This is a genomic window from Blattabacterium cuenoti, assembly GCF_014251255.1.
In the GTDB taxonomy this organism is placed as follows: Bacteria; Bacteroidota; Bacteroidia; order Flavobacteriales; family Blattabacteriaceae; genus Blattabacterium; species Blattabacterium cuenoti_W.
On record NZ_CP059182.1, the window covers coordinates 357,383 to 379,306 of the forward strand.

The 21,924-nt window shown below is 29.5% G+C and carries 15 protein-coding genes, 5 tRNA genes, 2 rRNA genes and 1 pseudogene; 11 read left to right on the plus strand and 12 right to left on the minus strand.

Annotation, left to right across the window (positions count from 1 at the left end; all coding sequences use genetic code 11):
- Window positions 1-6: 6 nt before the first annotated feature.
- The 4 genes from H0H77_RS01640 to H0H77_RS01655 form a co-directional block, all read right to left on the minus strand.
- A 23S ribosomal RNA gene (locus H0H77_RS01640) occupies window positions 7-2,899 on the minus strand.
- Window positions 2,900-2,963: 64 nt separating this feature from the next.
- A tRNA-Ala gene (locus H0H77_RS01645) sits at window positions 2,964-3,037 on the minus strand.
- Window positions 3,038-3,051: 14 nt separating this feature from the next.
- A tRNA-Ile gene (locus H0H77_RS01650) sits at window positions 3,052-3,125 on the minus strand.
- Window positions 3,126-3,279: 154 nt separating this feature from the next.
- Window positions 3,280-4,820: ribosomal RNA gene (locus H0H77_RS01655) — 16S ribosomal RNA — on the minus strand.
- Together the 16S and 23S rRNA genes with 2 tRNA genes alongside form the textbook arrangement of a ribosomal RNA operon.
- Before the next feature lie 222 nt (window positions 4,821-5,042).
- Between H0H77_RS01655 and queA the strand changes: the two genes are divergently transcribed.
- The 3 genes and pseudogenes from queA (at window position 5,043) to topA (ending at window position 9,277) form a co-directional block, all read left to right on the plus strand.
- Window positions 5,043-6,086, plus strand: a complete 1,044-nt coding sequence (gene queA, locus H0H77_RS01660; RefSeq protein WP_185851353.1) for a tRNA preQ1(34) S-adenosylmethionine ribosyltransferase-isomerase QueA — start codon at window positions 5,043-5,045, stop codon at window positions 6,084-6,086.
- 61 nt (window positions 6,087-6,147) lie between these two features.
- A pseudogene (locus H0H77_RS01665) lies at window positions 6,148-7,139 on the plus strand (polyprenyl synthetase family protein).
- Between the two features lie 20 nt (window positions 7,140-7,159).
- Window positions 7,160-9,277: a type I DNA topoisomerase gene (gene topA / locus H0H77_RS01670; protein ID WP_185851354.1), complete on the plus strand. Its 2,118-nt coding sequence runs from the start codon at window positions 7,160-7,162 to the stop codon at window positions 9,275-9,277.
- Between the two features lie 14 nt (window positions 9,278-9,291).
- On the opposite strand, the gene H0H77_RS01675 is transcribed toward topA, so the two are convergent.
- A complete protein-coding gene (locus tag H0H77_RS01675; protein WP_185851355.1) occupies window positions 9,292-9,714 on the minus strand; it encodes a hypothetical protein in 423 nt (140 codons plus the stop codon).
- 294 nt (window positions 9,715-10,008) lie between these two features.
- Here H0H77_RS01675 and rsmI point away from each other — a divergent pair, with 294 nt between their 5' ends.
- A complete protein-coding gene (rsmI, locus tag H0H77_RS01680) occupies window positions 10,009-10,686 on the plus strand; it encodes a 16S rRNA (cytidine(1402)-2'-O)-methyltransferase (RefSeq protein ID WP_185851356.1) in 678 nt (225 codons plus the stop codon).
- Here rsmI and H0H77_RS01685 read toward each other — a convergent pair whose 3' ends face one another.
- The gene (locus tag H0H77_RS01685; protein ID WP_185851357.1) at window positions 10,687-11,691 is read right to left on the minus strand and encodes an aspartate-semialdehyde dehydrogenase; all 1,005 of its coding nucleotides are present in this window, start codon (window positions 11,689-11,691) and stop codon (window positions 10,687-10,689) included.
- Between the two features lie 159 nt (window positions 11,692-11,850).
- Between H0H77_RS01685 and gmk the strand changes: the two genes are divergently transcribed.
- Window positions 11,851-12,417, plus strand: a complete 567-nt coding sequence (gene gmk, locus H0H77_RS01690) for a guanylate kinase (protein ID WP_185851358.1) — start codon at window positions 11,851-11,853, stop codon at window positions 12,415-12,417.
- A 1-nt stretch (window position 12,418) separates the two neighbouring features.
- Here gmk and H0H77_RS01695 read toward each other — a convergent pair.
- From H0H77_RS01695 to H0H77_RS01705, 3 genes are all read right to left on the minus strand, one after another.
- A tRNA-Pro gene (locus H0H77_RS01695) sits at window positions 12,419-12,494 on the minus strand.
- 14 nt (window positions 12,495-12,508) lie between these two features.
- Window positions 12,509-12,582, minus strand: a tRNA-Asn gene (locus H0H77_RS01700).
- On the minus strand, window positions 12,573-13,031 hold the full coding sequence (locus H0H77_RS01705) for an RpiB/LacA/LacB family sugar-phosphate isomerase (protein ID WP_185851359.1): 459 nt from the start codon (window positions 13,029-13,031) through the stop codon (window positions 12,573-12,575). The genes H0H77_RS01700 and H0H77_RS01705 overlap by 10 nt, the downstream gene beginning before the upstream one ends.
- A gap of 123 nt (window positions 13,032-13,154) precedes the next feature.
- Between H0H77_RS01705 and H0H77_RS01710 the strand changes: the two genes are divergently transcribed.
- The 5 genes from H0H77_RS01710 to H0H77_RS01730 all read left to right on the plus strand — a co-directional run bounded on the left by H0H77_RS01710 (window position 13,155) and on the right by H0H77_RS01730 (window position 16,427).
- Window positions 13,155-14,381, plus strand: a complete 1,227-nt coding sequence (locus H0H77_RS01710; protein ID WP_185851360.1) for a phosphoglycerate kinase — start codon at window positions 13,155-13,157, stop codon at window positions 14,379-14,381.
- Between the two features lie 57 nt (window positions 14,382-14,438).
- Window positions 14,439-15,062, plus strand: a complete 624-nt coding sequence (locus tag H0H77_RS01715) for a superoxide dismutase (protein ID WP_185851361.1) — start codon at window positions 14,439-14,441, stop codon at window positions 15,060-15,062.
- Window positions 15,063-15,113: 51 nt separating this feature from the next.
- Window positions 15,114-15,482 carry a dihydroneopterin aldolase gene (gene folB / locus H0H77_RS01720; RefSeq protein WP_185851362.1) on the plus strand — a complete coding sequence of 123 codons (369 nt, stop codon included), beginning with the start codon at window positions 15,114-15,116 and terminating at the stop codon, window positions 15,480-15,482.
- 12 nt (window positions 15,483-15,494) lie between these two features.
- Window positions 15,495-15,565: transfer RNA gene (locus H0H77_RS01725), tRNA-Cys, on the plus strand.
- Between the two features lie 121 nt (window positions 15,566-15,686).
- Window positions 15,687-16,427, plus strand: coding sequence for a uroporphyrinogen-III synthase (locus tag H0H77_RS01730; protein WP_185851859.1), 741 nt, complete (start codon window positions 15,687-15,689; stop codon window positions 16,425-16,427).
- Window positions 16,428-16,446: 19 nt separating this feature from the next.
- Here H0H77_RS01730 and glmS read toward each other — a convergent pair whose 3' ends face one another.
- Both glmS and H0H77_RS01740 read right to left on the minus strand, forming a co-directional pair.
- On the minus strand, window positions 16,447-18,297 hold the full coding sequence (gene glmS / locus H0H77_RS01735; RefSeq protein WP_185851363.1) for a glutamine--fructose-6-phosphate transaminase (isomerizing): 1,851 nt from the start codon (window positions 18,295-18,297) through the stop codon (window positions 16,447-16,449).
- A gap of 55 nt (window positions 18,298-18,352) precedes the next feature.
- Window positions 18,353-19,171: a glycogen/starch synthase gene (locus tag H0H77_RS01740; protein ID WP_185851364.1), complete on the minus strand. Its 819-nt coding sequence runs from the start codon at window positions 19,169-19,171 to the stop codon at window positions 18,353-18,355.
- Between the two features lie 242 nt (window positions 19,172-19,413).
- On the opposite strand from H0H77_RS01740, the gene rnr reads away from it, so the two are divergent.
- On the plus strand, window positions 19,414-21,363 hold the full coding sequence (gene rnr, locus H0H77_RS01745; protein ID WP_185851365.1) for a ribonuclease R: 1,950 nt from the start codon (window positions 19,414-19,416) through the stop codon (window positions 21,361-21,363).
- Window positions 21,364-21,370: 7 nt separating this feature from the next.
- Here rnr and coaD read toward each other — a convergent pair whose 3' ends face one another.
- The gene (gene coaD / locus H0H77_RS01750; protein WP_185851366.1) at window positions 21,371-21,844 is read right to left on the minus strand and encodes a pantetheine-phosphate adenylyltransferase; all 474 of its coding nucleotides are present in this window, start codon (window positions 21,842-21,844) and stop codon (window positions 21,371-21,373) included.
- Window positions 21,845-21,924 lie beyond the last annotated feature (80 nt).

The following is a 21,924-nucleotide window of genomic DNA, read 5'->3' on the forward strand; positions in this document are numbered from 1 at the left end:
AAAACGAAATAAAAGCTTATGGGTAATTAGTACTACTTAGCTATGACATTACTGTCTTTACACTTATAGCCTATCAACGTTGTCATCTTCAACGACCCTTAAAAGAAGCCTAATCTTGTGGTGAGTTTCGCACTTATATGCTTTCAGTGCTTATCTCTTCCGAACGTAGCTACTCAGCAATGCACCTGGCGATACAACTGATACACCATAGGTTCGTCCAATTCGGTCCTCTCGTACTAGAATCAGGTCCACTCAAGCTTCTAACGCTCGCAATAGATAGAGACCGAACTGTCTCACGACGTTCTGAACCCAGCTCGCGTGCCACTTTAATGGGCGAACAGCCCAACCCTTGGGACCTTCTCCAGCCCCAGGATGTGACGAGCCGACATCGAGGTGCCGAACCTCCCCGTCGATGTGAGCTCTTGGGGGAGACTAGCCTGTTATCCCCGGAGTACCTTTTATCCTTTGAGCGATGGCCCTTCCATGCGGAACCACCGGATCACTATGCCCTACTTTCGTACCTGATTGACTTGTAAGTCTCACAGTCAAGCACCCTTATGCCATTACACTCTACACACGATTACCAAACGTGTTGAGGGTACCTTTGGGAGCCTCCGTTACCTTTTTGGAGGCGACCACCCCAGTCAAACTACCCACCACGCAATGTCCTTAATAGTTAATTATCAAGTTAGATTTCAACTAAAAAAAGGGTGGTATTTCAAGGATGACTCCATACTACCTGACGATAATACTTCAAGGTCTCCCACCTATCCTACACATTTCTCAATCAAAACCAATACGAAGCTATAGTAAAGGTTCACAGGGTCTTTTCGTCCCATTGCGAGTAATCGGCATCTTCACCGATATTACAATTTCACCGAGCTCACGGCTGAGACAGTTTCCAGATCGTTACACCATTCGTGCAGGTCGGAACTTACCCGACAAGGAATTTCGCTACCTTAGGACCGTTATAGTTACGGCCGCCGTTTACTGGGGCTTCAGTCAAAAGCTTTGCTTAAAAGCTAACCTTTTCCTTTAACCTTCCAGTACTGGGCAGGTGTCAGACCCTATACATCATTTTTCAATTTAGCAGAGTCCTATGTTTTTGATAAACAGTCGCCTGGATATTTTCACTGCGGCCTTCCTATAGGAAGGCAACCTTTCTCCCGAAGTTACAGGTTTATTTTGCCTAGTTCCTTAGCCGTGAATCACTCGAGCACCTTAGGATACTCTCCTCAACTACCTGTGTCGGTTTTGGTACGGATCACTTTTATCTGAAGCTTAGAGGCTTTTCTTGGAAGCTCTTACCTGTGCTATCCACTCCCCCGAAGGTTTGTGGTACTATCATAGATCAGTAAAAACATACGGATTTTCCTATATATTTTATGCCTAACTATTTCAACGTACACTTCCGTCCGTACGCGACAGTTTCATAACTTCGTCCCCCCATCGCAATAAAAGCAAGTACCGGAATATTAACCGGTTTCCCATCGACTACACCTTTCGATTACATCTTAGGCCCCGACTAACCCTCAGTTGATTAACATAGCTGAGGAATCCTTAGTTTTTCGGTGTGCGGATTTCTCATCCGCATTATCGTTACTTATACCTACATTTTCTTTTGCAAAAACTCCACTATATTTCACAATATAGCTTCAACGTTATTGCAATGCTCCCCTACCGATTTTTCAATCCCATAGTTTCGGCGATATATTTATGCCCGATTATTATCCACGCTCAATCACTCGACTAGTGAGCTGTTACGCACTCTTTAAATGAATAGCTGCTTCCAAGCTAACATCCTAGCTGTCTGTGCAATTAAACCTCGTTTTTTCTACAACTTAATATATACTTAGGGGCCTTAACTGATGATCTGGGTTGTTTCCCTCTTGGACATGGACCTTAGCACCCATGCCCTCACTACCGTGAAACATAATAACAGCATTCGGAGTTTGTCAGGAATTAGTAGGCGATGAAACCCCTTCATCCAATCAGTAGCTCTACCTCTGTATTATTTAACACGATGCTGCACCTAAATGCATTTCGGGGAGTACGAGCTATCTCCGAGTTTGATTGGCCTTTCACCCCTACCCACAAGTCATCCGAAGACTTTTCAACGTCAACCGGTTCGGTCCTCCACTATGTGTTACCACAGCTTCAACCTGCTCATGGGTAGATCACTCGGTTTCGCGTCTAATTCTTCCGACTAAACGCCCTATTCAGACTCGCTTTCGCTACGGCTCCATAGCTGAACTACTTAACCTTGCCGAAAAAATTAACTCGTAGGTTCATTATGCAAAAGGCACGTCGTCACCTCACTAAAAGGCTCCGACAGATTGTAAGCATATGGTTTCAGGATCTATTTCACTCTTCTATTCGAAGTACTTTTCACCTTTCCCTCACGGTACTAGTTCACTATCGGTCTCTGAGTAGTATTTAGCCTTACCGGATGGTCCCGGTAGATTCAGACAAGATTTCCCGTGTCCCGTCCTAATCAGGTTCCTACTAGATGATTTCTTACATTTCGCATACAGGATTATCACCTTCTATGATTGGATTTTCCAAACCATTCTGCTATATAAAATATCTATCTTATTGTAGACCTACAACCCCATTGAAGATAAAACGACAATGGTTTAGGCTTTTCCGATTTCGCTCGCCACTACTAACGGAATCACTTTTGTTTTCTTTTCCTCTAGATACTTAGATGTTTCAGTTCTCTAGGTTTGCATTACTTTATTAAAAGTAACATCATACTATTAATATGATAGGTTCCCCCATTCGGACATCTGCGGATCAATTCGTATGTGCCAATTCCCGCAGCTTATCGCAGCTTATCACGTCCTTCTTCGCCTCTCAGAGCCAAGGCATCCACCATACGCCCTTATTTAGCTTTTTTCTTATTTCGTAAATAACGACCTCAATTGTTTCATTGTATGTTATGTCAAAGAACAAATCAAAAATGGAGAATATCGGAGTTGAACCGATGACCTCCTGCGTGCAAAGCAGGCGCTCTAGCCAGCTGAGCTAATTCCCCTAATAACACAAAAATAGTCTCGCGCGGAATTGAACCGCGGACCTCTACATTATCAGTGTAGCGCTCTAACCGTCTGAGCTACGAGACTGATACTGAAAAAAAATAGATATCAATCTCATCTCTACTTCTACTTTATCTTACATCTTCTTATACTTAAAGAAAATATTTATACTTAAATTAAAATTAGAAAAACTTCTAGCCTAATTCCTTGAAATCTTTAATAAGAAGAAAAATCCTCTAAAAAAAGAGATGTTCCAGCCGCACCTTCCGGTACGGCTACCTTGTTACGACTTAGCCCCAGTTATCGATTCTACCTTAAGCAGTTCCTTTTACGGTCACCGATTTCAGGTCTCCCCGACTTCCATGGCTTGACGGGCGGTGTGTACAAGGCCCGGGAACGTATTCACCGCATCATGGCTGATATGCGATTACTAGCGATTCCAACTTCATGGAGTCGAGTTGCAGACTCCAATCCGAACTGAGATCGGCTTTTAGAGATTGGCTTCTGATTACCCAGTAGCAACCCTTTGTACCGACCATTGTAGCACGTGTGTAGCCCAAGGTATAAGAGCCGTGATGATTTGACGTCATCCCCACCTTCCTCTCGACTTACGTCGGCAGTCTTGTTAGAGTCCCCGACTTAACTCGCTGGCAACTAACAATGAGGGTTGCGCTCGTTGAGGGACTTAACCCAACACCTCACGGCACGAGCTGACGACAACCATGCAGCATCTTGTACTCCGTCCGAAGACTAAACTATTTCTAGCTTATTCGTAGTCCATTTAAACCTTGGTAAGGTTCCTCGCGTATCATCGAATTAAACCACATGCTCCACCGCTTGTGCGGGCCCCCGTCAATTCCTTTGAGTTTCAGCCTTGCGGCCGTACTCCCCAGGTGGATCACTTATCACTTTCGCTTGGCCACTGAATATTAAAATCCAACAACTAGTGATCATCGTTTACGGCGTGGACTACCAGGGTATCTAATCCTGTTTGCTCCCCACGCTTTCGTGCCTCAGCGTCAGTATAGACTTAGTAACCTGCTTTCGCGATCGGTGTTCTGTGTGATATCTATGCATTTCACCGCTACACCACACATTCCAGCTACTCCAATCTCACTCAAAGTCTACCAGTATCAATAGCCATTTTAACAGTTAAGCTGCAATATTTCACTACTGACTTAATAAACCGCCTACGCACCCTTTAAACCCAATAAATCCGGATAACGCTTGTGTCCTCCGTATTACCGCGGCTGCTGGCACGGAGTTTGCCGACACTTATTCGTACAGTACATTCACAATCTCTATCTCGTAGAAATCTTTATTCCTATACAAAAGCAGTTTACAACCCATAAGGCATTCTTCCTGCACGCGACGTGGCTGGTTCAGAGTTTCCTCCATTGACCAATATTCCTCACTGCTGCCTCCCGTAGGAGTCTGGTCCGTGTCTCAGTACCAGTGTGGGGGATCACCCTCTCAGGCCCCCTACCGATCATCGTCTTGGTAGGCCTTTACCCTAACCAACTAACTAATCGGACGCACGCCCATCTTTTGCCACATTTCTGTTTTAATAATTTCATCATGCGATAAAATTATATTATAGAATATTAATCCAAGTTTCCTCAGGCTATTTTCTAGCAAAAGGTAGGTTGCATACGTGTTACGCACCCGTTCGCCGGTCGCCATCAAAATCTACATAACATAGATTTCATGTTGCCCCTCGACTTGCATGTGTTAAGCCCGCCGCTAGCGTTCATCCTGAGCCAGGATCAAACTCTTCGTTGTAAAAAAATAATAATATCAAAATACGCAAAAACCTTATTAAAAACCCTTAGAATCAGGTCTAGAAGCGATTTCCATTATACTAAAGAACAATAAATACAAGTATACACTTTTTTAAAAAAAAAAAAAAATTTCACACAAGTAAAAGAACAAATATATATATTTTTTATAAAAAAAAACGGACCTTATATTTGATAATTCAATATTAATAATATTATTTATAACATGAGAACTTCAGATTTTGACTTTATATTTCCATCAAATCTTTTAGCCTACCAACCAACTAGAGAAAGAGATGAATCCAAATTAATGGTTATTCATAGAATAAATAATAAAATTGAACACAAATTATTTAAAGATTTACATCAGTACTTTGAAGAAGGAGATACTTTAATACTTAACAATACAAAAGTTTTTCCAGCAAGATTATTTGGAAATAAAGAAAAAACAGAAGCAAAAATAGAAGTTTTTTTGCTCAGAGAATTAGATTCTCAAGATAGAACTTGGGATGTTTTAGTAGATCCTGCAAGAAAAGTCAGAGTGGGAAACAAATTAAATTTTGGAAATGGATTAACTGGAGAAGTTATAGATAATACAACTTCTAGAGGAAGAATTATACAACTTCATTTTAATGGAAATCATGAAGAACTTATAAAAAAAATAAAAGAATTAGGAAAAACTCCTTTACCTAAATATATTAACAGACCACCAGACAAAAACGATAAAGAAAGATATCAAACTGTTTATGCAAAAAAAGAAGGATCCGTAGCAGCTCCTACGGCAGGACTTCATTTTTCAAAACATTTATTGAAAATATTAGAAATAAAAGGAGTAAACTTAGTTGAAGTGACTTTGCATCTCGGATTGGGAAGCTTCTTACCAGTAGAAGTAGAAGATATATCTAAACACAAAATGGATTCTGAAAAATGTTTTATAAACAAAAACATATGCGATATAGTGAATCAAGCAATATGTAAAAAAAAACGGATATGTGCAGTAGGAACTTCATCTATGCGTGCTATTGAAAGTTCAGTGTCTTCCAGTAAATTTTTAAATCCTTTTTCTGGATGGACCAATAAATTTATATTTCCTCCCTATAATTTTAGTATAGCGAATTCTATGATTACAAATTTTCATATGCCTAAATCAACATTACTTATGATGACAGTAGCTTTTGCAGAATATGATTTAATTATGAAAGCATATCAAACAGCTATACAAGAAAAATATAGATTTTATTCTTATGGAGATGTAATGTTAATTCTGTAATTAAAATTAATCAACTAACATAACTATAAAGTTAAGAATAATAATATTTTAATTCATAAAAATGACAAAAAAAATACTTGAAAAAATAAAAATCTCTATAAAAGAAGAAATGGAAATTTTTGAAAAACAATTCATTTCTATTTTGATAGAAAGTAAAGTTTCTCTTATAAATCAAATGTCTCATTATATTCTTCACAGAAAAGGAAAACAAATTCGTCCTATGTTTGTTTTTTTAATTGCTAAAATGTTAGGAGGAAAAACACAAAAAAAAACATATCATACTGCATCTTTGATAGAACTAATTCACACAGCAACTTTAGTACATGATGATGTTATAGATAATAGTAAACTTAGACGTGGTTTTTTTTCTATCAATGCAATATGGAAAAATAAAATAGCTGTATTATTCGGAGATTATTTACTCTCTCAAAGTCTTTTGATAGCTACAAATAATAATTACCATGACCTTCTTAAAATTATTTGTAAAACCATAAAACACATGAGCGAAGGGGAATTACTACAAATGGAAAAATCTAAAAAATTAGATATAACTGAAAACAGTTACAACAAAATCATTTATCATAAAACTGCTAGTTTAATTGCAGCTTCCTGTGAAGGAGGAGCACGTTCAATTAATGCAGATGAAAATACAGCATTAAAAATGAGGAAATTTGGAGTATTAATTGGAATTGCTTTCCAAATAAAAGATGATTTATTTGATTATACAGAAGATATATCTCAAAAAAATATAATAGGAAAACCTATAGGAATTGATTTAAAAGAAAAAAAAATAACACTTCCACTTATTTATGCCATTAAAAATGCTTCTCAAGAAGAAAAAAAATGGATACTAAATTCCATAAAAAATTATGATGAAAAAAAAAAAATAAAATTATTGCTTATGTTAAAAAATCTGGAGGATTGGAATATGCTTATAAAAAAATGATAAAATTTCGGAACAATGCATTAAAAATATTAGAACTTTATCCAGAAAGCAAAATTAAAAATGCTTTAAAAACAATGGTTAATTTTATTGTTGAAAGAAATAAATAATTTCAAATTCGTTTTGAAAAATGAAAGAAAATTTAGTAATTGTAGAATCCCCTACAAAAGCAAATACTATACAAATATTCTTAGGAAAAAATTTTCACGTAGTTCCTAGTTATGGACATCTTATTGATTTACCAGAAAAAGAAATAGGAATTAACATACTTGAAAATTTTCATCCTAATTATGTTGTACTTCCTAAAAAAAAGAAAATAGTTAGAAATCTTAAATCTTTAATTAAAGATTATAAATTAGTTTGGTTAGCTTCTGATGAAGATCGCGAAGGAGAAGCGATTGCATATCAAATATACAAAATATTAAATATTCCTAATGAAAAATTTAGAAGGATAGTTTTTCACGAAATTACAAAAAAAGCTATTCTTCATGCTATAGAAAATCCTAGATTAATAAATTACAATTTGGTTTATGCTCAACAAGCAAGACGTATTTTAGATAGATTAGTAGGATTCCAATTATCTCCTATTTTATGGAAAAAAATTAATACGGGACTTTCCGCAGGAAGAGTTCAATCTGCAGCAGTCAGACTCATAGTAGAACGTGAACAAAAGATTCAAAATTTTATCCCTACTCCAGTTTACCAAATCCACGGAATTTTTACAGATCTAAAAAAGAAAACAATTTTAAATGCAAAATTAGAAAAAAAGATAGAAAGTAAAGAGGAAATGAAAAATATTCTAATGTCATGTAAAAATGCTTTCTTTTTAGTAAAAAATATTATTACTAAATATGAAAAAAAAACTCCTTCTCCTCCATTTACTACATCTTCTTTACAGCAAGAGGCTAGTCAAAAACTAAACTTTTCTATATCAAAAACCATGTTTCTTGCACAAAAATTGTATGAAAAAGGATATATCACATATATTCGCACTGATAGTACAAATCTATCAAAAGATATTCTATCCAATATTAAAGATTATATCCTTTTATTATATGGAAAACAATATTTAAATTCAAAAGAATTTCCATCTAAAAACAAATTTTCTCAAGAAGCTCACGAAGCTATTCATCCTACAGATATCAAAAGAAATTTTTTAGATACTTTGGATGTTTTTCAAAAACATCTTTATCAACTTATATGGGAAAGAACTATAATAGGACAAATGTCAGATGCACATATAGAAATTAAAAATTTCTATATTCAATCTTCCAATTTCAACTTGAAATATCCTTTTGTGTATTCAGAAAAGAATATAATATTTGATGGGTTTATGAAAATAAAAAAAAAAGATATCAAAAATAAACTCTTTTTATCCTTATCAGAAGGAACTCCATTGCAAAAAAATGAAATCATAGCAAAACAAATTTTTACAAAACATTTGCCTAGATATAATGAAGCTACTTTAGTAAAAAATTTAGAAAAATTAGGAATAGGAAGACCATCCACTTATGTTCCTATTATTTCCACTATTCAAAAAAGAAACTATGTTAGTAAACAAAAAATTCTAAAAAAAACAGAAGTTCGTGAAACTTTTTTACTTAAAAAAAATATTCTAACAGAAAAAAAAGATCAAATTACTGAAATAGAAAAAAATAAGTTTGTTCCTACAGACATGGGAATTTTAACCACTAATTTTTTAAAAGAAAATTTTCAAGTAATTGTAGATTACAGCTTCACAGCAAACTTAGAAAAAGATTTTGATGATATAGCCAGAGGAGAAAAATCTTGGAATAAAATCATTCAAAAATTTTATGATGAATTCCATAAAAAAATAGAATATGTAAAAAAAAATGTAGAAAAAATTCATAAAAAACGTTTTCTTGGAATAGATCCAATATCAAATAAAAAAATTTTTGCAAAAATTGGAAGATTTGGTCCCATTATTCAAATGGGAGAATTTACAGATAAGAAAAAACCAAAATTTTCTCCTTTGTTAAGGAATCAAAAAATTGATACTATTTCTTTGAAAACCGCATTAAAACTTCTTGAATTACCTAAATCACTAGGAACTTTTGAAAATAAAGAAATTTTTTTGAAAATTAACAAATATAATATTTTTATAAAACATAAAAATAAATCAGTTTCAATTGATGAAAATATATTTTTCAATTCTGTTTCTTTTAATAGAGAACAAGCGATTAACATTCTGTTAAAAAATAGAGAAAAAGAAAACAAAAGTGAATAAAGTTTTTTTTGAAATTAACTATCAAAATATCTTTGATTTAAATAAGTTGTAGGATATGCTTGATCATGTCCTGTTCTTCGGATATGATCTAAATATTTAGGAATATATGACAAAGCTTTGACTCTATCAGACAAAGACATTCTATTCCATATATTTTCTGCCATTTTTTTTTTACCTACCTTGTAACTATAATCTGTCCAAAAACGATTAAAAGATAAATCTGCAGGAATTTCTTCTATAGAGAATGAAGATTTTGTATTTTTCATTCTATTGATAATAGACTCACTATAAGGCAAATACTTTCCAATCCATATGTAATGTGATAAAGAAAGACTTTCAGGAAATATTACCTCTCTTAAAAAACCATTCAAATCATATTTAAATATGATATCTCCAGATACTGAACGACTTTTAAATATATATTGTTTACCTTTCATATTTAAATATGATATCTCCAGATACTAAACGACTTCTAAATATATATTGTTTACCTTTCATTCTTTTTTTATTTCATCAGCATTAATTTATTTTCTTTAATACATTTTATAAATCATTTACTTTAAGTATATTTTTTTTCAATTAATAACGCATAATTGAATGATAAAAATCATCTTATTTGAATCTCATTTCGTTTTTTTTTCTTAATATATTAAGACATGAAAGTTATGGAATTTTCTTCTATAAAAAAGACGAGATTTACAATCTATTTTCTTTAGAAAAAAAAAAAAAAAATGTCATTATATATTGTTCCTACTCCTATAGGAAATCTTGAAGATTTCACATTTAGAAGTCTACGAATATTGAAAGAAGTAGATCTTATTTTAGTAGAAAATAACAAATTTTCAAAAAAATTATTAAACTTTTATAATATTAAAACTAATACAAAAACTTATCACATTTACAATGAGCATAGAATAATTCCTTCTATTTTAGAAAAAATAAAAAGAGGAAAAAAAATAGCATTAATTTCCAATGCAGGAACTCCAAATATATCAGATCCAGGGTTTTTACTCATTAAATCCTGTATCAATGCTTCTATAGATATAGAATGTTTACCAGGACCAACTGCTTTTGTTCCAGCATTAGTTTGCTCTGGATTTCCTATTCATGAATTTACATTTATTGGTTTTTTACCCAAAAAAAAAAGAAGGAAAAAATTAGAAAATTTATCCAAAGAAAATAGAACTTTCATATTCTACGAATCTCCTCATAGATTAATCAGAACATTAAATGATTTCAAATTTTTTTTTGGATTGAAAAGAGATATTGTCATATGTAAAGAAATATCAAAAGTTTTTCAAAAAACGCTAAGAGGAAATATTGAAGATATGATTTTGTATTATACAAATAAAAATAATAAAAAAATATTAGGAGAATATACTTTAATTATTAACAAACAAAAAAAATAACTAAACATATTTCTTTTCTATCAATAGTTCCGCAATTTGTATTGTATTGGTTGCTGCTCCTTTTCTTAAATTATCTGCAACGATCCAAAGATTCAATGAATTGATACAAGAATAATCTTTTCGAATGCGTCCAACAAATACTTCATCTTTTCCATGAGAAAAAAATGGCATAGGATAAATATTTTCTTTTGGAGAATCTTGAACAATAACTCCTTTTGTTTTCGAAAGAATTTCATAAATTCTATTGATATCTGGTTCTTTTTTAAATGTTATATTAACACTTTCTGAATGTCCTCCTATCACAGGAACTCTTGCAGAAGTTGCTGTGATAGATATCTTTTTATCATTCATTATTTTTTTTGTTTCTTTCATTAATTTAATTTCTTCTATTGTATAACCATTGTCTAAAAAGGAATCACAATGCGGTAACACATTTTGAAAAATAGGATATGGATATATTTTTTCATATTCATCTTCATAATAAGAAAAACCTTCCTTTTCTTTATTAAATTGATTTAAAGCTTTTTGTCCAGTACCTGTAATCGATTGGTATGTAGATACTACTACACGATCTATACAATATTCTAAATGTAAAGGATACAAAATCATAACTAATTGTATTGTGGAACAATTTGGATTAGCAATAATTTTATCTGTTTTTTTTAAACAAAAACCATTTATTTCAGGAACAATTAATTTTTTATTAGGATCCATTCTCCATGCAGAAGAATTATCAATAACAGTTACTCCCATTTCTGCAAATTTAGGCGCCCATTGTTTTGAAACATCTGATCCAGCTGAAAATAAGACAATATGAAGAGATTTAGACAACAATTCATTTATACTAAGAATAGTATATTTTTTTTTTCTGAAAAAAAACTCTTTCCCTATTGATTTTTCAGATGCAGATAAATACAATTCATCTGATGGAAAGTTTAGATTTTCCAGTTGATCTATCATCACACGTCCAACCATTCCTGTGGCTCCTACTATTCCTAATTTCATAATTATAATTGAATAAAATAAAAAGAGAATTTTAAAAAACATTAAAAAACATATAAATATATATAAAGAAAATAATATTTAATATCTGAGTTTTGAGTTTTATTTATCATCTTTTATTTTATTATGATATGATTTTAAATATATTATTAAACAATAATAATGGAAATAGGAAAAATGATTATTTTATCGGGACCTTCTGGATCCGGAAAAACGACAATTTCTCGTTATCTTCTTTCAAAAATTCCAAAATTAAAATTTTCTGTTTCTTGCACAACACGAACAATACGTAATTATGAAAAATACGGAAAAGACTATTATTTTATTTCTGAAGATAAATTCATTTCAAAAATAAAAAAATATCAATTCGCAGAGTGGGAAGAAGTTTATCCTAAACTATTTTATGGAACTTTAAAAAGTGAAATTTCCAATCTTTGGAAAAAAAATAAACATGTTTTGTTTGATGTAGATGTCAAAGGAGGATTATGTTTAAAAAAACAATATCCAAACAATTCTTTATCTATATTTATAATGGTTCATTTAGAAATTTTAAAGAAAAGACTTTTTGTAAGAAATTATGAAGAATTATCAAAAATAAAAATACGTTTAAACAAAGCAAAAATAGAATATAATTATGCAAAATCATTCGATATTATCTTACCGAATATTAATTTAATTCAAACAAAAAAAAAAGCAATGAAATTAGTCTCTGATTTCATTAAAAATTAATCCGGGGGGACTGGATTTGAACCAGAGACCACACGCCCCCCAGACGTGTACTCTTAACCAATCTGAGCTACCCCCCCGAAAAAAAAACAAGCTCCTCAGGCTGGATTCGAACCAGCGACACCCTGATTAACAGTCAAGTGCTCTAACCAACTGAGCTACTGAGGATTATCATTATTTTTCAATGGAATTTTTTCTATTCTTATTTTATGTCTTCCTCCTTCAAAACCTGTTTTCAAAAACATTTCTACTATTTCTATAACTTTATCTTTATCTATAAAACGTGCTGGAATACTAATTATATTAGCATTATTATGTCTTCTTGCTAAAAAAGCAATCTCTTTTTTCCATACTAATGCAGCACGAATTTTTTGATACTTATTAGCAGTCATAGCAGCACCATTTCCACTTCCACAAATAATAATTCCAAAATCGGCTTTCCCTATTTCTACAAATTTAGCTGTAGGATGAACAAAATCAGGATAATCTACTTGATCTTCATAACGTGAAAATCCAAAATCTTTTATTTGATGTCCTTTACTAATTAAAAAATCAATAATTAAACATTTATAATCTATTCCTGTATGATCAGATCCTATTGCTATTTTAAATTTCATCAAAAAAAAACTAAATCCGACAAAATTACATTAAAAATCTGTATTTTTTTTTAACTTATAAAAAAAAAATTATGTGCTATTATGCCATTATTTGTATTTGTAATGATTTTTTTATAAAAAAATATGATAGAAATCAATAAAAATAAAATAAAAACTGTAAACGATTTTAATTTTAAAAATAAAATAGCTATAGTTAGAGTTGATTTTAATGTCCCCGTTGATCATTCCTCTCTTCAAATCACAGATGACACCAGAATTCAATATAGTCTTCCTACTATTCAAAAAATTATTTCTGATCATGGAAGAGTTGTTCTCCTTTCTCATTTTGGAAGACCAAAAGGAAGACGTTGTAAATATGATTCTCTAAAAATTATAGTTCCTTTATTATCCAATAAATTACAAATTCCTATAAAATTTTATGAAGATTGTATAGGAGAAAATACAAAAAAAAATATTCGTGAACTAAAAAATAAAGAAGTTTTATTATTGGAAAATCTTCGTTTTTACAAAGAAGAAGAAGAAGGAAATGAAAACTTTGCTTCTAAATTAGCGAGTTTAGGAGATATTTATGTTAATGAAGCTTTTAGTGTTTCACATCGTTCACATGCTTCTATAAGTGTTCTTCCAAAATTTTTCAAAGAAAAAAAATGCATTGGATTTTTAATGAAAAAAGAAATCCAATCTTTGGAAAAGATATTGGGGAAAAAAGGAAAAAAACCTATTACTATTTTATTAGGAGGAGCAAAAATATCTTCTAAAATTGACATTATAGAATCAATCATTCGTTTTTCAGATTTTATATTGATAGGTGGAGGAATGGTGTATCCTTTTATCAAAATACAAGGAGGAAAAATAGGGGATTCCCTAATAGAAAATATCAGTGATAATACTAAAAAAATAATCAAAAATATTCTTTGTAAAAATGAAAATAAAAAAAAATTACATTTTCCAAAAAATGTTACTATAGCAAATTCATTTGATAATGATGCTAAAAAGAAAATCGTCCCTATTCACTCTATCCCAGATGGATGGAAAGGTCTAGATATAGCTTCAGAATCTATAAAATATTTTTGTGATATAATTAATAAATCAAATACCATTTTTTGGAATGGACCTGTAGGTGTTTTTGAATTTTATAATTTTTCGTTAGGAACTAGATCCATAGCAAGAGCAATTGTTAATGCAACTGAAAAAGGAGCTTTCTCTTTAGTAGGTGGCGGAGATACTATTGCTTCATTAAAAATGGAAAAATTAGAAAAAAAAATCAGTTATTTATCTACTGGAGGAGGAGCTATGTTAGAAAGTTTAAAAAATGAAATTCTTCCAGGAATAAAAGCTCTAATATTGTAAGATTTGTTTCTTAATCTTTTGTTATATTTATTATATTTGTTTTCAAAATAAAAAACTATGTTATTTAAACTTCCAAAATTATCTTATTCTTATAAGGATTTTGAACCTTATATAGATCGAAAAACTATGGAAATTCATTATACTAAACATCATGCTGGATATACCAACAATTTAAATAAAGCTATTGAAGGAACAGATATGATCAATCTTTCTATTAAAGAAATACTAAGAAGGGCAAATATTGAAACTCCTATCATAAGAAATAATAGCGGTGGATTTTATAATCATAATTTATTTTGGGAAATATTAATTCCTCATTCAGAAAACATTTCTCCAAGTATAGAGCTAAATGAAATTATTGAAAAATATTTCAAATCTTTTGATTCTTTTAAAGAAAAATTCTCTGAAATTGCGGCAAACCATTTTGGTTCTGGATGGGCTTGGCTATGTGTAAAAAATAAAAAAGAATTAACTATTTGTTCTACAAGAAATCAGGATAACCCATTAATGTTAGGAATAGGTTGTAAAGGAATACCAATTTTAGGATTAGATGTTTGGGAACACGCTTACTACCTTCAATATCAAAATCGTAGAATTGATTATATTTCTTCTTTTTGGAAAATTATAAATTGGAAAAAAGTTGAAGAAAATTATAAAATAGCCATAAATATGAATTTATAATTGACTATGCTTCTTCATTCCTTATTCCTTAATTAAGATTAAAAGATAAAAGTGGGAAAAATTATCTTAGAAAACATAAAACTATTTGGTTTTCACGGATGTATGCCTGAGGAAGCATATGTAGGTTCTTACTATACAATAAATCTAGAAATAGAATTAGATTTTTATAAAGCATCTATAAATGATGATTTATCAAAAACCATAAATTATGTAGATTTATATCGTATTATAAAAGAAGAAATGGCTATTAATTCCAAGTTATTAGAACATTTAGCTCAAAGAATAATTCAAAGAATAAAAAAATATAGAACAGACTTGATAAAACACACCAAAATAAAAATTTGTAAAGAAAATCCTCCATTGCAAAGTAGTGTAGACAGAGTCTGTATTTTTTTAGAAGACAAAAATATCATTAATTAATTACTGTAGTATGGCACTGTGGCCGAGTGGAAAGGCAGAGGTCTGCAAAACCTTTTATAGCGGTTCGATTCCGCTCTGTGCCTTTATTTTTTTTCCTTCTTAAATTTGTTTTTATCACAATTTTTTTTATATATTTTCTGTAAATTTGCAAATTTAATAATTATTAATTTTTTTGTTAAAAAAAATCAAAAGATGAAATAAATGATAAAGATAAATAATATTCTCATTTCACATCCTTTAACGGGTTTAGATTCTCCATACTTAAAATTAAGTAAAAATAAAAATGTAAAAATAGATTTTAGATCTTTCATAGAAGTAAAAGGAGCATCATCTAGTGATGTTAGAAAACAAAAAATTAATTTTTCTGATTTTACAGTGGTTCTTTTCATAAGCAAAAATTCCGTAGACCACTATTTCAGACTTGCAAAATCTATGCGTTTCAAGGTTCCTCCTTCTATGAAATACGTATGTCAAACAGAAGCAATAGCTTACTATCTTCAAAAATATATCATCTATAGAAAAAGAAAAATCCATATTGGAAAAAAATCTTTTAAAGACTTGCTTCCCTATATAAAAAAACATTCAAAAGAAAAATTCCTTTTGCCTTCTTCAGACATATTGAAACCAGAAATACCAAATATGTTATTGAAATTAAATATTTCATGGAAAAGAGCTATTTTATACAAAACTTCTTCTAGTGATCTTTCTGATTTGAAACATATTATATATTACGATATATTAGTTTTTTTTAGTCCAGCATGTATCAAATCTTTATTTGAAAATTTTCCAAATTTTGATCAAAATAATATAAAAATTGCAACTTTTGGAAAAAATACTTTGGACGCTGCTGCTAAAGCAGGATTGAAAATTGCTATCAAAGTCCCCACTCCAGAATTCCCTTCTATGTCTATGGCTCTAGAAAAATATATAAAAGAATATAATTAACCTGAATATGATTGATTGATTACTCTACTGTTACGGATTTAGCTAAATTTCTTGGTTGATCTATATTTTCTCCTCTTATAAAAGCTATTTGATATGCCAACAATTGAAGAGGAATTACAGTTACTAATGGACTAAGTTCTTCTGAAATATTTGGAACCTTTATCACATGATCCGCTAACATACTTGCTTGAATATCTCCCTCATTGACTATGGCTATAATTTTCCCCTTTCTTGCTTTAATTTCCTGAATATTTCCTATTATTTTTTCATAACATCCTTTTTTTGTTGCAATAATAACTACTGGCATATTTTCATCTATTAAAGCAATAGGACCATGTTTCATTTCAGCGGCAGGATATCCTTCTGCATGAATATATGAAATTTCTTTTAATTTTAAGGCTCCTTCCAAAGCTACTGGAAAATTGATTCCTCTTCCTAAATAAAGAAAATTATTTACATTGGAATATATTTTAGATATTTCTTTTATAGAATCTTCATCTATTTTCAACGTTTTATTAACTTTTTCTGGAATAGATCTAAGTTCTTGACACAAAGAATTATAACGACTTTCTGTAATAGACAATCTTTCTTTTCCTATTTTCAAGGCTAATAAAACAAGAACTGTTATTTGCGCAGTAAAAGCTTTTGTAGAAGCAACTCCAATCTCTGGTCCTGCATGTGTATAGGCTCCTGCATCTACATTTCTTGCAATAGATGATCCCACAACATTACAAATTCCAAAAACAAAAGCTCCTTTTTTTTTTGCTAAATTCAAAGCGGCCAAAGTATCTGCAGTCTCCCCAGACTGAGAAATAACAATAACAATGTCTTCTTTTTCTAAAATAGGATTTCTATATCTAAATTCAGAAGCATATTCTACTTCCACAGGAATACGTGTAAGTTCTTCCAATAAATATTCCCCAATTAAACTGGCATGCCATGAAGTTCCACATGCAACTATAGTAATACATTTTGCATTAACAAAAATATCTTTGTTAAACTCAATTCCATTAATGCAAATAAATCCATCTGTTATGGATAATCTTCCACGTAAAGTATCCAAAATAGTTCTTGGTTGTTCATAAATTTCTTTTAACATAAAATATTTATATTCTCCTTTTTCAATTTCTTTTAAATTGATTTGAAGTTCTTTAATAATTGGACTAAGTTTATGATTATCCAAAATCTTACGAAGATCTAATTCTTTATTCTTACTAAGAATTGCCATTTCTCCATCTTTTAAATAAAGAACATTTTTTGTGTAATCCAAAAAAGGAATAGGATCAGATGCAATAAAAAATTCTCTTTCATTAATCCCTAATGCAAGAGGACTTCCTAATTTTGCAATAACAATTCTTTCTGGATGAGATTTTTCTACTACAGCAATAGAATATGCTCCAACTATTTCAGTTAAAGAAATTCGAACTGCTTCTTCTAAAGATAACTTATTTTTTTTCTGAATATATTCAATTAAATTGACAAGAACTTCTGTATCTGTTTTACTTTTAAAAGTAAAACCATTTTTTAGTAAAATAATTTTGATTGCATGATAATTTTCTATAATTCCATTGTGAATTAAAATAAGTTCATTAGAATTAGAAACATGAGGATGTGCATTAACATCATCTGGAATTCCATGTGTCGCCCATCTAGTATGTCCTATTCCTGTTGTTCCTTTAATTTTGTGAGGAGAAAAAATTTTTTTCTTCAATTCATTAACTTTTCCCTTCGATTTATATAATCGATATCCATTTTTACAAAAAATGGCTATTCCAGAACTATCATATCCACGATACTCCAATTTTTTTAATCCATTGATCAGAATAGGATATGCTTCTCTATATCCCAAATAACCAATTATACCACACATTCTTCTAACTGATAATTATTAAAAAAAAAAGAAAAAATAAATTTAGAATTGAATATTAATCAATTTTCTCTAAAACAGTTTCTTTATAAAATTGTTGATAAACAGTTTCTATTTTTTCTACAGGATAATATTTTAACACTAACAACTTGTTATTTTTTATATAATCTTCTATTTCTTTTGGAAAAAAAAGATCTCCTTTTATTATAGCATCGGAAAAATCCATACATAATTTAATCAAATTGAAATAATTTGGATTCTCTAATAATTTTATTTTTTTAGATTTAATTCCATCAAATTTAATCTTTTTAATAAGATCTTCATTCAAAGATCCTTTAAAAGGTTTATTGTATATAGATACAACTATTTTTGCATTATGATAAATAGGATCATTTTTGTAAAATTTTTTAATATATAGTGGAATCAAAGAACTAATCCATCCATATATATGAATAATGTCAGGAATCCAATTTAATTTTTTTACAGCTTCTAAAACTCCTTTAGTAAAAAATAAAGCTCTTTCATCATTATCATGAAAAAAAATTCCATTTTCATCTTCATATATTGCCTTTCTTTTAAAATATTCTTCGTTATCTATAAAATAAACTTGCAATTTAGCATCAGGAATAGATGCCACTTTAATCAATAAAGGTTGATCTATATCATTAATAATTAAATTCATTCCTGATAAACGAATCACTTCATGTAGTTGATGTCTTCGTTCGTTTATTACTCCAAATCTTGGCATAAAAATACGTACATCATTTCCAATAGTTTGCATAAACTTGGTTACCTTAAAAACGGATAAAGAAATTGCATTTTCTGAAGAAAAAGGAAATAAATCTGAAGAAACATATAATATACGTTTACCTGTCATCTTAGGGTTATTTTTTTTATATTTTGATATATATATAGCAAAAAAACGGATCGTTGCAAATATAATAAATAATATCCAATACTGTATTGAATAATATATGAGTAAAATGTCTTTATCATTTCTTTTATTTATTATATATAAATTCTTGTATACTAAATATTTTTTTGATATTTGATAATACAAAAAAAAAACGAATCGTTTACTACATTTACTAATTATTGATATGCATTTTTATTAAAAACATGAAATATAAAAAGAAAAAAATTCATAATAATTTCACTACTGGATTTATAAATATAACTAGCTATGGATATGCTTTTGTAAATGTCAATGAATTCCAAAAAGATATTTTTATTCCTAAAAAAAAAACAAATAGAGCTTTAGAAGGAGATTTAGTGAAAATAAAATTCAAAAATCATTTTGGTTATTTTAAAAATAAAAAGAAAAAAAGAATAGAAGGAGAAGTCTTAAAAGTTATCAAAAGAAAAAGAAAAAATTTTATTGGAATATTGAAAATTAAACCATATTCTAAATATGGATCAGTCATAATTTATAATAAAACTATTCACGTCAACATTCATATTCCAAATAATAAATTAAAAGGACATTTTCATAATGAAAAAGTATTAGTGAGAATAGTCTCATGGCCAAAAGATTACAATAATCCTTTGGGAGAAATAATAAAAGTTTTTGGATTCTCAGGAGAACATAAAACAGAACTTGATTCTTTACTAGAAGAACATGAAATTCCAGATAAATTCCCTAAAAAAATAGAAAAAGAAGCAAAAAAAATTCTTTCAACAAAAGATTCAGATTTCAATACAAGAAAAGATATGCGTAATGTCAATACTTTTACTATAGATCCTATTGATGCAAAAGATTTCGATGATGCACTTTCCATTAAAAAATTAGAACCCAATATTTGGGAAATAGGAATCCATATTGCGGATGTATCACATTATGTAAAAGAAGGCAGTTTGTTAGATAAAGAAGCATATACACGTGCTACATCTATTTATTTTGTAGGTGGAGTCATTCCCATGCTTCCAAAAATATTATCCAATGATATTTGTTCTTTACATCCAGAAAAAGAAAAACTCAGTTTTTCATTCATTTTTAACATAAATAGAAAAGGGAAAATATTAAAAAGCTGGATTGGAAAAACAATTATACGATCTAATAGAAGATTTACATATGAAGAAGTACAAAAAATTATAGATAATAAAAAAGGAGATTTTTATGAGGAAATTTCTACTTTATTATTTTTCTCTAAAATTTTTACTAAAAAAAGATTAAATAATGGAGCTATTTTTTTAGATAAAATAGAAATAAAATTCCATCTAGATGAAAAAAAAAATCCAACTAAATTATGTTTAGAAAAAAACAATGAAGCTCATTCTTTAATAGAAGAATTCATGTTGCTAGCTAATAAAAAAATTTCAGAATTCGTCAGTTTAAATTCTGATGGAACCCCTTCTCAAAAAACATATATTTATAGAGTCCACGATAAACCAGACTCTAAAAAAATTTTTCTTCTAAAAAAAATAATAGAGCCTTTAGGCTACATATTAGATGTAAAAAACCTAAAAACGTCTATTAATCATATTTTGAAAAAAATTAAAGAAAAACCAGAAAAAAATATAATTGAAAATTTGATTTTACGTTCCATGAGTAAAGCAAAATACTCCACAAAAAACATAGGACATTATGGTTTATCTTTCCTTTATTACACTCATTTTACTTCGCCTATAAGAAGGTATTCAGATATAATAGCACATCGTCTATTACATTATTATTTAAATAAAAAAAAATGCAAATCAAAATCTGTAGATTTTTATGAAGAGCAATCTAAACATTGTAGTTATAAAGAACGTATAGCAATCGATATTGAAAGAGAATTTTCTAAATTTTTACAAGTAAAATACTTAAAAAAATATCACATAGGTAAAGAATTTTACGGGATTATTACAGGATTTACAGATTGGAGTGTTTATATTGATTTATTATTATTTCAAACTGAAGGGATGGTACGATTGCGTGATATTAAAGAGGATACATATATTCTTAATCAAAAGAATTGTACCATAATAGGTAAAAAAAAAAGGAAAATTTACTCTTTAGGAGATAAAGTGAAAGTCAAACTAATTGATGCAAATATAGAAAAAAAACAAATAACTCTTGATTGGATATAAAAGAAATTTAAATTCTTACGGAAGGAGGAACAAAAACAGTATAATCACCACCATTTCTTATGATATCTCTTACAATACAAGAACTAATATGAGATTTGCTATAAGAAGAAAGAATAAACACTGTTTCAATACAATTCTTTCTCTCTTTCTCTAATTCCCTATTAGCATAATACATATTTTTTTCAAATTCAAAATCTAATTGATTTCTAATTCCTCTTAACAAAAATTTAGCCTGTTTTTTTTTACAAAAAGAAATCATAAGACCTTGACATGTATCTATTTCTATTTTAGAAACTCCTATAAAAGTTTTTTGAATCCATTCTTTTCTTTTTTTAAAAGAAAACATATTTTTTTTTTCATAATTCTTTCCAATAACTATAATTATTTTATCAAATAAATTTAAAGATCTAATAATAATATCATAATGCCCTAAAGTTATAGGATCAAAAGAACCAGGAAAAACAGCAATTTTTTTCTCCATAAAATGAAAATGATCGATTAGACATAATATAAATTATTCTCATAAAATAAGAAGCAGAAGAAAAGTTTTATTTTTGTTTT

What these genes read in the sequence shown, in the direction of transcription:
- H0H77_RS01705 (WP_185851359.1), bottom strand. Translation starts at nt 13,031, where the DNA reads ATGAAATTTAAAATAGCAATAGGATCTGATCATACAGGAATAGATTAT.
- glmS (WP_185851363.1), bottom strand. Translation starts at nt 18,297, where the DNA reads ATGTGTGGTATAATTGGTTATTTGGGATATAGAGAAGCATATCCTATT.
- H0H77_RS01715 (WP_185851361.1), top strand. Translation starts at nt 14,439, where the DNA reads ATGTTATTTAAACTTCCAAAATTATCTTATTCTTATAAGGATTTTGAA.
- H0H77_RS01675 (WP_185851355.1), bottom strand. Translation starts at nt 9,714, where the DNA reads ATGAAAGGTAAACAATATATATTTAAAAGTCGTTCAGTATCTGGAGAT.
- H0H77_RS01710 (WP_185851360.1), top strand. Translation starts at nt 13,155, where the DNA reads ATGATAGAAATCAATAAAAATAAAATAAAAACTGTAAACGATTTTAAT.
- gmk (WP_185851358.1), top strand. Translation starts at nt 11,851, where the DNA reads ATGGAAATAGGAAAAATGATTATTTTATCGGGACCTTCTGGATCCGGA.
- rnr (WP_185851365.1), top strand. Translation starts at nt 19,414, where the DNA reads ATGAAATATAAAAAGAAAAAAATTCATAATAATTTCACTACTGGATTT.
- topA (WP_185851354.1), top strand. Translation starts at nt 7,160, where the DNA reads ATGAAAGAAAATTTAGTAATTGTAGAATCCCCTACAAAAGCAAATACT.
- queA (WP_185851353.1), top strand. Translation starts at nt 5,043, where the DNA reads ATGAGAACTTCAGATTTTGACTTTATATTTCCATCAAATCTTTTAGCC.
- coaD (WP_185851366.1), bottom strand. Translation starts at nt 21,844, where the DNA reads ATGGAGAAAAAAATTGCTGTTTTTCCTGGTTCTTTTGATCCTATAACT.
- H0H77_RS01685 (WP_185851357.1), bottom strand. Translation starts at nt 11,691, where the DNA reads ATGAAATTAGGAATAGTAGGAGCCACAGGAATGGTTGGACGTGTGATG.
- H0H77_RS01740 (WP_185851364.1), bottom strand. Translation starts at nt 19,171, where the DNA reads ATGACAGGTAAACGTATATTATATGTTTCTTCAGATTTATTTCCTTTT.
- rsmI (WP_185851356.1), top strand. Translation starts at nt 10,009, where the DNA reads ATGTCATTATATATTGTTCCTACTCCTATAGGAAATCTTGAAGATTTC.